Raw genomic sequence first — 14,596 nt, 5'->3', positions numbered from 1 at the left:
GACGGTCAGGGCAGGGCGCGATCCAGATTGATCGCCGCGCTGATGAGCGCCAGATGGGTGAACGCCTGCGGGAAGTTGCCGACCTGGTCACCGGTCGCGCTCACCTGCTCGGCGTACAGCCCCACGTGATTGGCGTAGGTGAACATCTTCTCCAGCGCCAACTGGGCATCGGCCAGTCGTCCGGCCCGGGTGAGCGCTTCGACGTACCAGAACGAGCAGATCGAGAAGGTGCCTTCCTCGCCGTCCAACCCATCGGTGCCAGGCTCGTAGCGAAAGACCAAACTGTCCGTCACCAGATGTTTCTCTATCGCGGCGAGCGTGGACAGGAACCGCGGATCCGCGGGCGACAGGAACTTCACCATCGGCATCAGCAACAGACCGGCATCCAGATCCTCACCGCCCTCTACCCGGGTGAACGACTGCAGATCGGGATTCCACGATTTCGTCATGACGCGGTCGTAGATGTCGTCGCGAGCCTTGGACCAGGCCACCAGATCACCGGGAAGTCCCCGTGCCCGGGCGATCCGGATCGCTCTTTCGATCGCCACCCAGCACATCAGCCGTGAGGTCGTGTAGGCCTGGGGTTCGTCGCGGATCTCCCACATGCCCGCATCGGTGCGATCCCAGTTCTCGGCAACCCAGTCGACGATCGCGATCACGTCGTGCCACGCATCATGGCTGATACCCGGACCGTGCTTGTTGAACAGATACACCGAGTCGATGATCTCGCCGTAGATGTCGAGCTGGAGTTGGCGTGCGGCGGCATTACCGACCCGTACCGGCTTGGAATGACGGTGGCCGCTCAAATGGTCGAGCTCATGCTCCTCGGGCGGCTTGCCGTCGATATCGTAGAGGACTCGCAGCGGGCCCAACCGGCGGTCGTCATCACCGTCACGCTGGCCCATCCGCTCGGACAGCCAGCGGATGAAATCGCTTGCCTCGTTGACATATCCGAGCCGGAGCAACGCGTACAGACTGAACCCGGCATCGCGGATCCACACGTACCGGTAGTCCCAATTGCGGCTTCCCCCAACAGGTGCAGGCAGGCTCATGGTGGGGGCGGCCACGATCGCACCGGTGGGTTCGTGGGTCAGCAACTTCAGTGTGATGGCCGACCGGTGCACCATCTCCCGCCAGCGGCCGGTGTAGCTGGAGGTGGAGATCCAGTCGCGCCAGAACGCGATGGTGGCGTCGAAGAGGGCGTCGGTCCGGCTCATCGTGTCGGCGGTGACATCGTCTCCGTCCTGCAGCATCTCCAGGACGAACAATGCGGTCTCGCCCGATGCAAGTTCGAAGTCCGCTGTCACGACGCTGTTTTCGGGACCATCATCGACATCGAGATCGGTGGAGGCGATCAGGCCGAGCCGCACCCCGTCGCCGGTGATCAACACACCGTCCCCGGTGTATTCGGCCGTGCAGGACTGACGGGCGTAGTCGGGGCGGGCGTCCAGTCGCATCTGCAGGCGCATGGTGCCGCGGACGCCGCTGATTCGGCGAACCAGACGTTGGCGATGAGCCTCCTCGTCGGGAGCGAGCACCGGCATGAAGTCGTGGACTTCGACCACACCGCCATCGGTGAGGAAACGCGTGATGAGCACGGCGGTGTCCGGATAGTAGAACTGCTGGGTGCGGGTGACGTCGGTGCACGGGGTGAGCTGCCAGCTGCCGCCCTTGTCCTGATCGAGGATGGCGGCGAACACACTGGCGGAGTCGAAACGCGGTGCGCAGAACCAATCGATGGTGCCGTCGGCGCCGACCAGCGCACAGGTCCGCAGGTCGCCGATCAATCCGTGCTGAGAGATCGCGAGCGCCTCAGTCATCCGACAGGTGCCAATCGGTCAGTGCCGTGGCCGCGTCGGGTCCCCACGATCCGGTGGGATAGGGCCGTACTTCCGGCGGACTGTCCAACACCGGCTGGCATATCTGCCAGAGTCGGTCCACCTCGTCGGCGCGGGTGAACAACAGCTGATCCCCGCGCATCACGTCGAACAGCAACCGCTCGTAGGCCTCCATCGGCACCTCTGCGCCCTCGGAGCGGCCCATACCGAAGCCTGCGTCGACAGCCATCACGTCCAGCCCGGGCCCCGGCCTTTTGGCGGCCAGGTGCAGGCCGATGGCCGGTTCGTCGGTCAGTTCGAGCACGAGGCGGTTGCGTCGGGGTCCGAACAGATCGGTCGATGCGGCGAAGGTGAGGGTGACGGTACGCCGGTTGTCGCCAAGAGCTTTTCCGGTGCGCAGATAGAACGGGACGTCACGCCAGCGTTCGGTGTCGACGAATACCTCGGCGGCGACGAATGTTTCGACCTGCGAGTCGTCAGCCACGCCGTCCTCGTCAAGGTAGCCATCGTACTGGCCGAAGACCACCCGCTGCGGGTCCATCGGTCGCATGGCTTCGAAGACGGCGGCCTTCGCGTCGCGCAGACCGGTTTCGTCGAGACGCGCGGGCGGTTCCATCGCGACGACTCCGAGCAGTTGGCACAGATGCGTGGTGACCATATCGCGGAAGCATCCCGTCGACTCGTAGAAGCCGCCGCGCCCCTCGATGGTGAGCGTCTCGGGCACATCGATCTGGACGGACTCCAGAGTCCCTGCGCGCCAGGCCGGTTCGAAGCATCCGTTGCCGAAGCGCAGCGCCAGGATGTTCTGCACCGCCTCCTTACCCAGGAAGTGATCGACCCGATAAATCTGCGTCTCGGCGAAGATTTCCTTGAGGGCAGAGTCGAGCTGGCGTGACGATTCAAGGTCGGTCCCGAACGGCTTTTCCACCACCACCCGGGCGTCCTCGGCCAGTCCTTCGAGACCGAGCATGTCGATCATCGGTTCCATCGCCTCCGGCGGCACGGAAAGATAGATCAGCACCCGGGCGTCGGGGCCAACGTCTTCCCGGCTCCGGCGTACCGCGTCCGCCAAATCAGCTCCGTCGTCGGCCTCGGAGACCACGAAGCGCGACCGCGCAAGGAGGTCCGCGACGACGTTGTCGTCGAGATCATCGATCGCCTCACGCAGGGCGGCGGCGACCGTATCGCGGAAGTCCTCGGGGGCGTGGCGACCCGAGCCGATAACCACATAGTCGTCGGGCAATCGGCCGGCTGCGGCCAATCGGTAGAACCCGGGAAACAGCATCCTGGCGGCCAAGTCTCCGGTGGCGCCGAACACCACGAAGACGTGTGGGCTCAGGTCTCGGCGGGGCACCCTCGTTTATTGCCCACCGAAGGGTGCCCGCTAAACACCGTTGCGTACCGGCCTCCAGAACAGGGCGCCCAGGATCAGCCCGGCGAACGGCACCGCGGCCAGGATCGTGCTGAGGGTGACACTGCCTCCGGTGACGAGGGTGAAGTTGGACAACACCAGCCACAGACTGCCCAGCAGGCCGAGTACGGCCAGCACCGGCGCGAGTCGCGTCTGCCATAACTTGCCACCGCCGAGCTCGCGGTGCCGCAGGAAGAACACCAGCACCGCCACGGAGGTGGTCAGCATCAGCAGGACCATTCCGACCGTGGCCACGCCGGCCATGGACCCGAAAACACCGACCAGCGGGTCGATTCCGAGTACGGCGAGCACTGCAACGATCACTGCCGCGGTCACGGTCTGGACCACCGAGGAGAAGGCGGGCGACTCATGGCTGCCGTGCACCGTGCCCAGTCGGGCCGGCATCAGGCCCTTGCGCGACAGGACGAACTGATAGCGGGCGATCACATTGTGGAAGGACAGCACGCAGGCGAAGAGGCTGGTCAGCAGGAGGATGTTGACGATATCGCGGCCGATGCGGCCGAGCGCGCCATCGGTGGTGTCCAGCAGCATGTTGGCTTCGCCGTCCAATGTCTGTTGCGCGGTGGCGGCCACCTGATCCGGCCCGATCGCGACGACGAAGGCCCATACCGTCAGGGTGTAGAAGGCGCCGATCAGGATCACCGCGGCGTAGGTGGCCCGTGGAATGGTGCGCTCGGGATCACGTGCCTCGTCACGGAACACGGCCGTGGCCTCGAATCCGATGAAACCGGTGAGCGCGAACAAGATTGCGATGCCGATGACACCCTGGGTGAACACCTCGGGCGTGAACGAGGCGAACGTGATGCCGGCCGGACCTGGGTCGGCGACGATGGCGAGGTCCAGGATGACGACGATGCCGATCTCCAGTGCCAGTGCCACGCCGAGCACCTTGGCGCTCAGCTCGATGTGCCGGTAGCCCAGCACGGCCACGATCGCCAGGATCGCGAAGGAATACACCGGCCAGGGAATGGTCGGGCCGTTGTAGAACGCGACGGTATCGCCGATGGCCCAACCGATGTACCCATAGATGCCCACCTGGATCGCGGTGTAGGCGATCAGCGCGACCACGGCGATGCCCTTACCCATCCGTTCACCGAGACCGACTGTCACATACGAGAAGAACGCACCGGCTTCGGGTACGTGGGGGGTCATGGTCACGAAGCCGACGCTGAAGACCAACAGCACCAGGGACGCGATCAGAAAGCCGACGGGCGCACCGGCGCCGTTGCCCAGTCCCATCGCCAGTGGCATGTTGCCGCCGATCACCGTCAACGGTGCTGCTGCCGCGACGACCATGAAAACGATGCCGACGGGTCCGAGACGTCCGGGCAGCCGCTGGGTTCGCGCGTTCTGGGCAGTGGTCATGAGTTCTCCCGCAGGGCTGAGGTGAGCTGATCGTGGTCGATGGCATGCACGGTGTAACCGCGGTAGCCGGTCACTGTCTCGGCGGCCACCATGGCGTTGACGATGGCCTCCTCGGTGGCCTCGATGGTGAGGTCGAACAGCAGGTCCATCAGCTGGGGGCCGACCATCCGCAGAGGAATCTCGCGGGCCGCCTCCGGTGCGCCCTCGACGGCACCGTAGGGCGGGATGCCACGATTGCCCGTCGAGAACGCGAGCATCAGGTCGCCGCTGTACTGTTCGCCGGTGCCGCCGAGCCGGCCGACCGCGAGTGCCGCGCGCTGCGCGAGGCGCTGGCACTGATGCGGCAACAGCGGTGCATCGGTGGCCACGATGACGATGATCGATCCCGATCCGGGTGCGTAGCCGGGGGGTATGGCCGGCAGCGGCACATCGGGTTGGGTGATCGGTACGCCATTGATCCGAAGGCGCTCTCGCCGACCGTGATTGGCCTGCACCAGCACCCCGACGGTATAGCCCTGGACCCGTGATGCGGTGCCGGTTCCGCCCTTGAACTGGTGGCAGATCATGCCCGTGCCGCCGCCGGAGTTGCCCTCGGCGACCGGCCCATCGGAAGCGGATTCCAGGGCGGCCCGCACATGCTCGGGCCGGACGTGGAATCCGTTGATGTCGTTGAGGAATCCGTCGTAGGTCTCACCGACAACCGGAAGAGACCAGTACGCACCGTCACCACGGACGCGGACCTGCTCGGCCACGAGCGCATCGCGGACCACCCCGACGCTATGGGTGTTGGTCAGGCCGATCGCGGTGGTCAGTTCCCCGGATTCGCGGATCCACTCCAGACCGGTCAGCTCACCGCTGCCGTTGAGGACGTGCGAACCGGCGAAAACCGGCTCTGTCCAGATGTCGTCGTGTGGAACGACGACGGTGACACCGGTGTTGATCCCATCGCCCCGCAGGGTGGTCTGGCCGACCCGCACCCCGGGGACGTCGGTGATCGCGTTGTGCGCTCCGGTGGGGTGTCCCCCGATGATCACGCCGAGATCTCTGGCACGCATTCTTCCCGCCTCGTTCACGAGTTCTTTTCCATATTGGAAAAGAACTATGCGCCCGTCGTGTGCGCTGCGCAACAGGAACGGCAAAATAGGGTCCGAACTACTTTCGAGGGGAGCAGCGCGTCGATGGCACGACCCAACCGCCAGCAGGAGCGGCGCACCGAGATCCTCGACGCGGCGATCGCCGTCATCGAGCGCCACGATCTGGCCTCCCTGCGACTGGCCGATGTGGCCGCTGAACTGGGCCTGACCACCAACGCCCTGCGCTACTACTTCAAGGACATGCCGGAACTGCTGTCCGAACTCGCCCTGCGCTCCGACGTCCGCTTCTACGAGCAACGGTTGGAGATCGGAACCCGCACCGACGATCCGCGCACCCGACTGGCACTCACCATCGCCGCCGGATTGCCCACCGGCCCCGAAGACGCCGAGTGGCGAGCCATCTGGCGGGCGGTCCTTGCCGCAGGCTTCGAGCTGGATCAACGCAGCGATGTCCAGGCGATCTATCACCGACAGGTCGGGCTCTACGCCGACCTGCTGACCGCCGGCGCGCGGGCCGGGGCATTCGTGTTGAGCTCCCCTGCCCGCGATATCGGCATGACGCTGATGGCGATGGAGGACTACTTCGGTTACCGGATCGTGGCGCGCGATCCCCACTTGGACCGACCGTCGGCACTGCGGCTCATGCGTGACTACGCCCGGTTGGCCACCGGCACCGAGCTGCCCGACACGGTGTGACCGGAATCCACCGGTTCTGCTGGGATGAGTAGCGGCGTAGCGCGCAGGATGTCCACATGAGGTTGTTCCGGAAGGCGGCAAGCATCGTCGGCACCGCGGCGCTGCTGGGCGCGTTCCTCGCGCTGATGCTGCACTTCTGGCCCGGCGCCGACCGGATGACCGTGGCCGCCGCCGCGGTGTCGCCGGTACTGTGGGTGGCCTGCATCGCGATCGCGGTGCTGTGCCTTCTGTACGTTCGCGCCCTGCCGCGCCTGGCGCTCGCGGCAGCGCTGACAGTGGCGGGAATCTGGGTGCAGGCGCCGCTGTGGCGCGGCGAGCCCGCACCCTCGGTGCCAGACCTCGCGGTGCTCACCGCGAACATCCAGATCGGGGCGGGCGACGTCGATGCACTCGCGAAGCTGGTGCGCGACAACCATGTCGACGTCCTCGCCGTTTTCGAGGTCACCGACGAGGCGGCACAACGGATTTCCGCGTCGACGATCGCCACCGACCTTCCACACGCACTGGCGCGACCGGCGGCATTGGCCAACGGCACCGCGCTCTACAGCCGCCACCCGCTCAAGAACACGGGCGTCGTCCCCGGTTTCGTCATGACCGCGCTGACCGCCGTCGCCACCGTCCCCGGCCGGGGCGACGTGCAGCTCTTCGCACTGCACCCCATGCCCCCGTTGGACGCCGGCACCTGGGACTCCGAGTTGAGCCGCATCGGAGCTGTTTTGCAGGGCGTGCCCGAGGGACGGCCCGTCGTCGCGCTCGGTGATTACAACGCCACCTACGACCATGTGCGCTTCCGCAACCTGCTCACCGGCGGTTACCGCGACGCTGGGCAGCTCGCGGGCGTCGGTTGGCTACCCACGTACCCGACGGACAAGACTTATCCGCCGGTGGTCGGTATCGACCACATCCTGCTGCGCGGCCTCGGCGCCGCGGACGTTACGGCACACGAGATCCCTGGCGCCGATCACCGGGCGCTGCTCGCCCGTGTGGGCTGACGGGCCGGCCGGCGACTATCCGAGTGCGGCAGCGCCATTGATCGCCACACCGGTGCCCAGGGCGACGATGAGCAACGAAGCGATGATGCCGATGGCGCGAGTAGCGCGCAGGCTCAACGCCCCACCGAACGCCGAGCCCACCCAGGCCAGAAGGAGCTGCCAGGTAAGCGAGGCACCGCCGACCGCGGCCACGAAGATCACCGGCCCGATCCACGAGCCATCGGAGTGGGTCACAGCACCGGAGAGTGCGATGAAGTACACCAAAGTGATCGGGTTGATCGCGGTGAGCCCGACGAACCGGGCGAACGCCGCCGGCGCCGAGGCCCGTTCGACCTCAGGTGCGACTCGCGGCGGCTGTCTCATGCCCTGCCACAGCTGCCGCACGCCGATCGCGACGATCAATACCCCCGATGCGAGCAGGAAGACGCCGCGGTGATCATCGACCGACCGAGCGAAGGTCGCGCAGGTCAGCACCGCGACGATGCAGTAGACCAGATCCACCGTCGCCACACCCGCGGCCCCGGCGGCGGCGGTGCGGAACCCGTTGACCAGTCCCTCACGCAACAAAAGCGCCGCGACCGCGCCCAGCGGCATCGCCACGCCGAGCCCAGCCACCACCCCGGCAACGGCCATGGTCACAATGTCATTCAGCACCCGCCGAGTGTGCGCGTTCCCCCATGCGCATACCGATAAAGTCGCGGCTGGACGGCTAATATTGCAGGCGTGGACCATCTGGACGAGCAAATTCTCGGGATCTTGCGGGAGAATGCTCGTTGCTCGTTCAGTGAGCTCGGCCGCCTGATCGGACTCAGCACGAACGCTGCGGCGGCCCGAGTGCGACGGCTGGAAACCGAGGGGATCATTCTCGGTTACACCATCCTCGCCGGCCAGAACGTGCCCGGTCCTCGCGGTGGCCTGGAAGTTTTCATCGATGTCCGCCTCGACGCCGAGACCGACAACGACACGTTCACCACACGGATCGCCCAGGTTCGCCAGGTCGTCGACGCCATCCACATGACCGGCCCCTACGACTATCTGCTGCGGGCATACGTCCCGGACACCGGCGCGCTGGACCTGCTGCTGCGTCGGCTCAAGAAGGAGTGCGGGGCGGAGCAGACACAGACGCGGGTGGCACTGCGTTCCCGCTGATCATTTCTGCCGAGAACCGAGCCGTCGCAACGCCGCCACACCCTCCTGGCTAGGGTGCGACGGCGCCCCCGGTGACTTCATCGGCGATCGCCCTGTCAACTCCTTCATCCACCCAGCTGGTCTGCCCATCAACCCACCTCCATCATCGCGGTGTTGCGACGACCAGTTGAATCCATACAATTTCGATCGCGAGAGTTCGTACACGCACTGTCTCACAACGGATTGCACGGATCGATGTGCCACGTCGGCACCTGCCGAGACAACGCAGCCGTAGAGTCGTGCTTCGCCCTGCTGCAACGCAATGTGCTGGACCGAAAACGATGGCCCACCCGGGCCGAGCTACGCCTGTTCATCGTCACGTGGATCGAGCGGACCTACCACCGCCGCCGGCGCCAACGCGCACTCGGCAGACTCACCCCGATAGAGTTTGAACTGCTCGACACATCAGTCGCAACCGCGGCCTGAAATTCACACCCCGCGAGTCAACTGAACCCGGGGCAGTCCCCTCCGAGCAGCACCAGCATGAATACCAAGGTGGCGCTGAGTTGCACACCGCTTCCGTAGGTGCCGTAGTTCAACTCGGTGAGCACTACCGCCGCGCCAACAACCGGGGTGACGATGGTGAGGACTGCCGCCGGCCGCGGTATCCGGCAGTCCGAGTGCGTGTCCCATTTCATGGGCGATCAGTGCGGCATCGCCGCGGCGGTCACCGGTGAGCAAGGCGACATTGATATGGATCGCGGCGGATCGAGCATCGAACGCGCGCACGAACAACGCGCCCCACGGGATCGAAGGATCATCAAACGTCTCGAAGGACACGACAGCACGGTTCGTTGACCCAGGCAAGGGATCGTTTCCTTCGCCAGTCAGATGTGGGCTCGATCGCCACCAAGCCGGTCGATTGCCAGAGCTCACCGATCAGGTCCGCCCCTTCACTGCATCAAACCGGCCACCCGCAGCGTTGACTCCTTGGCCTGATCCACCACGTATCCCACGCCGACGAATTGAACCTTGAACGTTGGAGTGAAATAGGTCAAGTTCACCTCACAACCTGGTTCGTACCGCTGAGCACTTCCGTCATAGATGACGAAGACAGCATTCGGACGTTCCGGGCCGTCCGGCTTGGCCAGCGAGTACGCCGGCATCATGGCGGTGGACGGATCCCAGATTCCCTTCTGGTCGTAGATCTCCTGAAGGTCGGTCTCAAGGTGCTTCACACCGATCGAAATATGCGTGCCAGAGGGCTTGTCATCCCACCTACACGAGGTGCCGTTTTCGATATCCTCCGGTGTCAGGACGAGGTCGACCGGATCTAAATGGGCGACCATATCGTGAAGTGCTTCGCCGATCTGGGCGCAGGTCGGCAGACGGACTACGTCAGCGGCGGGATGGTCAGCATGGCCGGACCTGTTGTTGCCTGAGCAGTTGGTTGCCACGAGGGCCACTCCGATCATGATCAGGGTGAGAATGATGGTGCGTAGCGCCTTAACTTGGTTGGTGAGCACGTCTATGCGCACCCCCTCGGGGTCGACGAGGGGTAAGCGGTGATGATCTTGCCGCCGCCGCCGTCAATGACGACGGTCGCCCACAGCGTCTTCCCGGTCAATTGTCCGCCTTTGAGGATGTTCTTCTCGAAGAGCAGGTAGCCGATGACGAACGTTCCGTTGGACTCTGCATAGCAGACGGTCATCGGGTGCTGCAAGGCCACCTCGATGCTGTGATCAGCGTTGTCACGCCAATTGTATCGGCCGTCAATCTGACCCCAGTCGAAGTCGTGGCCGTCGGCGATGTGGCGGTATCCGCTTTTGAGATTGCCGCAGTACAGGGTGGAGGTGCCTTCGACCATGGCGTGGCCGGGGGTATTGATGGGGGCGCGGGCGAAGATGCGCACAGTCTTGTCTTCCGGTGAGGTGCGCCCACAGGCTCCCCAAGTCTGTTGTTCGGACACGTCAGGGGTCTTCGGTCCACTTGTACAGGCCTGTTGCAGCGCCGCGACATCGGAGGCTTGCGGGCCGCCTTGGGGTTGCCCGCCGGGGTTCATCAATGCCGCAGGATCCTCAGAGTGCGCCAGACCGAGTGCGTGGCCGAGTTCGTGGGCCAACACCGACATCAACTCGGTCGCGGACAGGTTGTCCGGGTTGACCCGTATCCGTGCAGGAGCGGTATCGCTGCCAGAGGTGTATTCGGCGATGCCCACCGTGGGATCGCGGGAGACCTCGATCACCACCGTCGGCGTCGGTATCGAAGCGCCTGCCTCATCGATCGGAACTGAGCCCGCGTCAACCCAGGACTGGGCGGCTTGGCTTGCCGCCGTAGTCAGTTCCGGACTGGCTGAATACACCACTTGCCCGTTGGTCACCGCTGAGGTGTTCAGTATGCAATCGTTGTCGGCGTTCCGGTCGGCCGACCGCTGATCAGCCTGCTGCTGTGGCCCTCGTCGCTGGTCAGCCTGTTCCGGTGCCGTTTGCTCTGACCGCGGCGCCTGCTCGGTGGCCGACGGCGCCTGTTGCCGTGGTGCGTCGTAATCAGGCGGTTGGGTGCCGTGCACGGGTGGTTGTCGTGACGGGTCGTTCTGTTGTTGTGGGTATTGGGGGGCTTGGCTGTATTCGGGTGCGGCGGAGGGGTTGTTGATGTCGATGCCGTTGCCTTGCGGTGGGGCTGGGTAGTTGCCGCCGCTGTAGCCGGGTCCGCCTTGGGGTAGGCCGGGGGGTTGGAACTGGCTTCCGCCGCCGGTTCCGTTGCCAGGGCCTGGGCCGGTGGGCCCGCCAGGACCGGTGGGCTCAGCGGTGGCACCGGGTAGGCCGAGAACGCGTGGGTGTGACACGCCGGTGTCTGTCGTGTGCGTCAAGGCCCCGGCAACCAGCACGGCCACGATCGCGATGTATGCCAACGCTCGCCGCGCAGCCGTGTGGGGCGGCGGTGTGTGTGGTGTGCCTGTCACGAGCCGGCACCGTCTCGGGTGGGGGTGGTCATGGTGGTTTTGGCTGCGGTGACGGCGGTTTCGGCGGTGTGGGTGCAGGCTTGGTAGTCGGGTCCGGTTTGGCCGAAGGTACTGACGCACGCGATCGACATGTGCCCCAGTAGCCGGTTTTGGCAGGCGGTCAGCGAGGTCTGCTCCGGTGCGGTGGCCGCGCATTGCTGCAACGCCGCGCACGCGGCGGCGAAGTCGGCGACCCTGCCGTCTGGGCTGCGGTAGTCGTTGATGCCGGCCGGGCAGGCCACCCCCGATGCGGCCGGTGGCAGCACATCGGGGGCGGTGTCTGGCACGCCCGTCGTCACAGCATCTGTGGCGGCCGGGGGTATGCCGGCCCAGTTCGGTCTCGGCGCTCCGGTGGTGGCGATATCGGAGGCCCGGTAGGACAGCATGATCTGTACCGGGAAGGCAAAGATATTGGCCTGTCCCACATCGATGGTCAGGTCGGACTGTCCGAGCGCAAATCCCGGACCCAGAGCCGGCGTCACGGGAAGCGGTCTCTGATCACGGTCGTGGGCCGCCGGCACGCTGAACGTCCCGATCACCGCGGCTGGCCGTCCCGGGCTGGCATCGGTTTCGACCAAGACGACATTGTCACCTTGGCGCAGATGCGTTCCCGCCGGCAGTTTCACCCCGAATGCAATCGTCGAGGACGCGAACACCGTCTTGCGGGTGATGGTGACATCAACACCGCCGCCGGTGACCGGGCGCACGAGGAACTCAAGGTCATTGCTGCCATAGATCCCACCACCGTCACCGGTCCAGGCCGCCGGCCCCAACCCCAGCTCACCGGGTAGATGCAGCACCAGGTGCCGGTTGGGGTGCAGCGTCGGGACGAAGATGCCATCCTTGGCCCACATCGGCACGGTCGCCTCACCACGCTCGGCTTGGGCGGCCAGCGCCGGCTCCAACCCCGCGGTCTCCCCCTGCGGTGTCGTAGAGGAAACCCGCGCCCCGCCAATCGGATTGATACGCCCAGGATCGGCAGGCATCGGGCGTGGCGTTGCGGGTTGCACCGGCGGCGGCGGGTCAGCCGCCGACACCGGCACGGCCAGCGCGGCACACACACCGGCCATCACGACCACTGCGACCGAAACGTTGCTCACCGCGACCAACAGTGAGCGTGCACACCCGTTCATCACAGGTCCTTCGGCTCGCCGTAGAGGGTTTGGGTGTCATTGCCGTTATCGGTGCGCACCCGAATGGTGGTGTAGGACTGGATCTTGACCTGGCCACCGCACCCATCGGCGACAATGTTCTGCTCACGAAGATTCGACACCGCGCCCATGTTGCGCAGACTGATCCGATCCAACGGAACCTGCACATGCCCACCGGGTTTGAGCAACACCCGGATATAGCCGCCGATATGTTCGGTCGCCCCGACCGACGCGTTGGCCTGCGCACCGGCAAAACCGCCACCGCCACCACCGCCGCCACCAGCACCGCCCTGGCCCTCACCGAAACCACCGCCATACACCCCGGCCCCGACCTGCTGATTGAGGTCCACGCCCAGATCCCCACCGACCTCCACCCCCGCCGAGGAATCAGTACGGCACCCCACGAAGTACCCGGCCTCCAACTGCGCATCCTGAATCGGAGTGCCACCGGTCCCGCTGATACGGGCCTCGGCACGCAAACTCACCCGCGCCTGCCACGAATTCGAGGCCCCCGCCAAGTTGTCGATATGGTCGATCACCTCATGGGTGGAGTTCACATCCACCACCCACCCGTCATCGGTGACAAACTGCGTCCACCGATCCGGCATCACCTGCGGCGCCGCACCCACCTGCGGCGCACCCCACAGCGCCACACCCGCGCACACCGCACCCGCCCACACCCCGCGACGGCACCGACCACCGGCACCAACCATCGCCACCACGCAACAAACCCCCCGTTTGCTACACACGGCCCGGTACCCCCGCAGCCCAGCTCAACACGTGCGCAGCGTCACGCTCACATATAACTGACTGGCGTGTCAAGCGCCCGTGGCGAGGCACACGTCGTATTGCGAGTGACGTGTTAATCAGGTAAATGTGGGTCAGTCGACTACGGCAATTCATGTGCCAACCAGGCATGGGGGCGACGAGGTCGGGGGGCCACGACCATGAACACACTGCTCTGCGACGCACGGGTGACACCGGACGGATCGGTCTTGGCGATCGAAGACGTCGGAGCTCACGGACTCGGGGCGTCTACATGGGCGGCGCCGCATCCACCGTCGACAGGTCCGGGCCGGTGCATGCCCTGTGGGTGCGCACAATGAGCGTTCACGAGACGGAACTCCTCGGAAGACGGGTTCACGTCCGAGTGCTGGCCGGTTCTGCCACAGAGGGGCTCGGCAGGCGCGTGTTCCGTGGACCGCTCGCCATAGGAAGTGGAGTGCTGACGATCGGTGACGCGCGCAGACCGGATCGACAGCTTTTAGTCGGTGAACCAGCTTCAGTCACGCAGTCGGCGACACGGCGTTTGGCCGTCCGCGGTTCTGGCGACCGCCCGAACTCCTCACCGCCATACGCAGACCTCCCTGTTGAGATGAATTGCTCTGTCGGCTCGCCGTTTGCCGGCGAATACGACTCGAAGAACGGGAGGACGTCTTGCATCTGGTCGCCATAGCATTGATCGCTACGCTTGTCGGCGCTTGCACATACTGGCTGTACGCGGACATTGTGACCGAGCGCGCTGAACGCAGAGCGCATAGTTCGTTGCTACAGGTGGTCGAGGACTACGTAACCGCAGTCAACGGCCACGACCGAAAAATCCTTGAGAGCTTGACAGTCGGCCCGATGAAAGCCGATCTGCCATACGACATCATCTCCCCGATACGGGTCGCTGCCGAAGCGCACGGCCCCGCAGCTGTCGAGAGGTTCACCGTCGAAGCGGTCGGCGAGACGACAGCCATCGGCTATCTGGTCACATCATTCGCCGACCCGCGACATTCATCTGAGCGCAACCACACCACCAACATCAGTAGCGAGATTGTCTTCAAAAAGGACGACGGAGTTTGGCGAATCAGCGGCACAGTGCTCTGACATCTCTGACATCCACGTTGAAGCTTG

Annotated in this window: 14 protein-coding genes and 1 pseudogene; 5 read left to right on the top strand and 10 right to left on the bottom strand. The window is 65.2% G+C overall.

What is annotated here, in order from left to right:
* Nucleotides 1–5 precede the first annotated feature (5 nt).
* The 4 genes from FBY28_RS15920 to FBY28_RS15905 are packed head-to-tail and all read right to left on the bottom strand — an operon-like array spanning nt 6 to nt 5,690.
* On the bottom strand, nt 6–1,820 hold the full coding sequence (locus tag FBY28_RS15920; protein ID WP_141868312.1) for a glycoside hydrolase family 15 protein: 1,815 nt from the start codon (nt 1,818–1,820) through the stop codon (nt 6–8).
* Complete coding sequence (zwf, locus tag FBY28_RS15915) at nt 1,813–3,192, bottom strand: glucose-6-phosphate dehydrogenase (protein WP_141868310.1); 1,380 nt, start codon at nt 3,190–3,192, stop codon at nt 1,813–1,815. The genes FBY28_RS15920 and zwf overlap by 8 nt, the downstream gene beginning before the upstream one ends.
* Nucleotides 3,193–3,222: 30 nt before the next feature.
* Nucleotides 3,223–4,635, bottom strand: a complete 1,413-nt coding sequence (locus FBY28_RS15910; protein WP_141868308.1) for an APC family permease — start codon at nt 4,633–4,635, stop codon at nt 3,223–3,225.
* Entirely contained in the window at nt 4,632–5,690 is a 1,059-nt protein-coding gene (locus FBY28_RS15905; protein WP_174241649.1) for a DmpA family aminopeptidase, read from the bottom strand. The genes FBY28_RS15910 and FBY28_RS15905 overlap by 4 nt, the downstream gene beginning before the upstream one ends.
* Nucleotides 5,691–5,813: 123 nt before the next feature.
* On the opposite strand from FBY28_RS15905, the gene FBY28_RS15900 reads away from it, so the two are divergent.
* Both FBY28_RS15900 and FBY28_RS15895 read left to right on the top strand, forming a co-directional pair.
* Nucleotides 5,814–6,425, top strand: coding sequence for a TetR/AcrR family transcriptional regulator (locus tag FBY28_RS15900; protein ID WP_141868304.1), 612 nt, complete (start codon nt 5,814–5,816; stop codon nt 6,423–6,425).
* A gap of 56 nt (nt 6,426–6,481) precedes the next feature.
* Nucleotides 6,482–7,417 (top strand): endonuclease/exonuclease/phosphatase family protein, encoded by a 936-nt coding sequence (locus FBY28_RS15895; RefSeq protein WP_141868302.1) that lies wholly within the window; start codon nt 6,482–6,484, stop codon nt 7,415–7,417.
* Between the two features lie 15 nt (nt 7,418–7,432).
* On the opposite strand, the gene FBY28_RS15890 is transcribed toward FBY28_RS15895, so the two are convergent.
* Complete coding sequence (locus FBY28_RS15890; protein ID WP_160145497.1) at nt 7,433–8,071, bottom strand: LysE family translocator; 639 nt, start codon at nt 8,069–8,071, stop codon at nt 7,433–7,435.
* A gap of 69 nt (nt 8,072–8,140) precedes the next feature.
* Here FBY28_RS15890 and FBY28_RS15885 point away from each other — a divergent pair, with 69 nt between their 5' ends.
* The gene (locus FBY28_RS15885) at nt 8,141–8,566 is read left to right on the top strand and encodes an Lrp/AsnC family transcriptional regulator (RefSeq protein WP_141868298.1); all 426 of its coding nucleotides are present in this window, start codon (nt 8,141–8,143) and stop codon (nt 8,564–8,566) included.
* A gap of 153 nt (nt 8,567–8,719) precedes the next feature.
* Nucleotides 8,720–9,031: pseudogene (locus FBY28_RS15880) on the top strand (integrase core domain-containing protein); the annotation flags it as partial.
* Nucleotides 9,032–9,048: 17 nt separating this feature from the next.
* On the opposite strand, the gene FBY28_RS15875 reads toward FBY28_RS15880, so the two are convergent.
* From FBY28_RS15875 to FBY28_RS15855, 5 genes are all read right to left on the bottom strand, one after another.
* The gene (locus tag FBY28_RS15875) at nt 9,049–9,243 is read right to left on the bottom strand and encodes a hypothetical protein (protein ID WP_141868296.1); all 195 of its coding nucleotides are present in this window, start codon (nt 9,241–9,243) and stop codon (nt 9,049–9,051) included.
* Nucleotides 9,244–9,498: 255 nt separating this feature from the next.
* Nucleotides 9,499–10,071: a hypothetical protein gene (locus tag FBY28_RS15870; protein WP_141868294.1), complete on the bottom strand. Its 573-nt coding sequence runs from the start codon at nt 10,069–10,071 to the stop codon at nt 9,499–9,501.
* A 2-nt stretch (nt 10,072–10,073) separates the two neighbouring features.
* Nucleotides 10,074–11,438 carry a matrixin family metalloprotease gene (locus tag FBY28_RS15865; RefSeq protein WP_141868292.1) on the bottom strand — a complete coding sequence of 455 codons (1,365 nt, stop codon included), beginning with the start codon at nt 11,436–11,438 and terminating at the stop codon, nt 10,074–10,076.
* A 65-nt stretch (nt 11,439–11,503) separates the two neighbouring features.
* A complete protein-coding gene (locus FBY28_RS15860) occupies nt 11,504–12,646 on the bottom strand; it encodes a hypothetical protein (protein WP_216847738.1) in 1,143 nt (380 codons plus the stop codon).
* Between the two features lie 32 nt (nt 12,647–12,678).
* On the bottom strand, nt 12,679–13,410 hold the full coding sequence (locus FBY28_RS15855; RefSeq protein ID WP_141870257.1) for an MspA family porin: 732 nt from the start codon (nt 13,408–13,410) through the stop codon (nt 12,679–12,681).
* A gap of 724 nt (nt 13,411–14,134) precedes the next feature.
* Here FBY28_RS15855 and FBY28_RS15850 point away from each other — a divergent pair.
* A complete protein-coding gene (locus FBY28_RS15850; RefSeq protein WP_141868290.1) occupies nt 14,135–14,569 on the top strand; it encodes a hypothetical protein in 435 nt (144 codons plus the stop codon).
* The last annotated feature ends 27 nt before the right edge of the window (nt 14,570–14,596 follow it).

The organism is Arthrobacter sp. SLBN-53 (assembly GCF_006715585.1).
Lineage (GTDB): Bacteria > Actinomycetota > Actinomycetes > Mycobacteriales > Mycobacteriaceae > Mycobacterium > Mycobacterium neoaurum_A.
Note: the sequence above shows the minus strand (reverse complement) of the source record. Positions and strands in the feature narration are given on the sequence as shown.

What these genes read in the sequence shown, in the direction of transcription:
- FBY28_RS15920 (WP_141868312.1), bottom strand. Translation starts at nt 1,820, where the DNA reads ATGACTGAGGCGCTCGCGATCTCTCAGCACGGATTGATCGGCGACCTG.
- FBY28_RS15910 (WP_141868308.1), bottom strand. Translation starts at nt 4,635, where the DNA reads ATGACCACTGCCCAGAACGCGCGAACCCAGCGGCTGCCCGGACGTCTC.
- FBY28_RS15905 (WP_174241649.1), bottom strand. Translation starts at nt 5,690, where the DNA reads ATGCGTGCCAGAGATCTCGGCGTGATCATCGGGGGACACCCCACCGGA.
- FBY28_RS15900 (WP_141868304.1), top strand. Translation starts at nt 5,814, where the DNA reads ATGGCACGACCCAACCGCCAGCAGGAGCGGCGCACCGAGATCCTCGAC.
- FBY28_RS15895 (WP_141868302.1), top strand. Translation starts at nt 6,482, where the DNA reads ATGAGGTTGTTCCGGAAGGCGGCAAGCATCGTCGGCACCGCGGCGCTG.
- FBY28_RS15875 (WP_141868296.1), bottom strand. Translation starts at nt 9,243, where the DNA reads ATGAAATGGGACACGCACTCGGACTGCCGGATACCGCGGCCGGCGGCA.
- FBY28_RS15855 (WP_141870257.1), bottom strand. Translation starts at nt 13,410, where the DNA reads ATGGTTGGTGCCGGTGGTCGGTGCCGTCGCGGGGTGTGGGCGGGTGCG.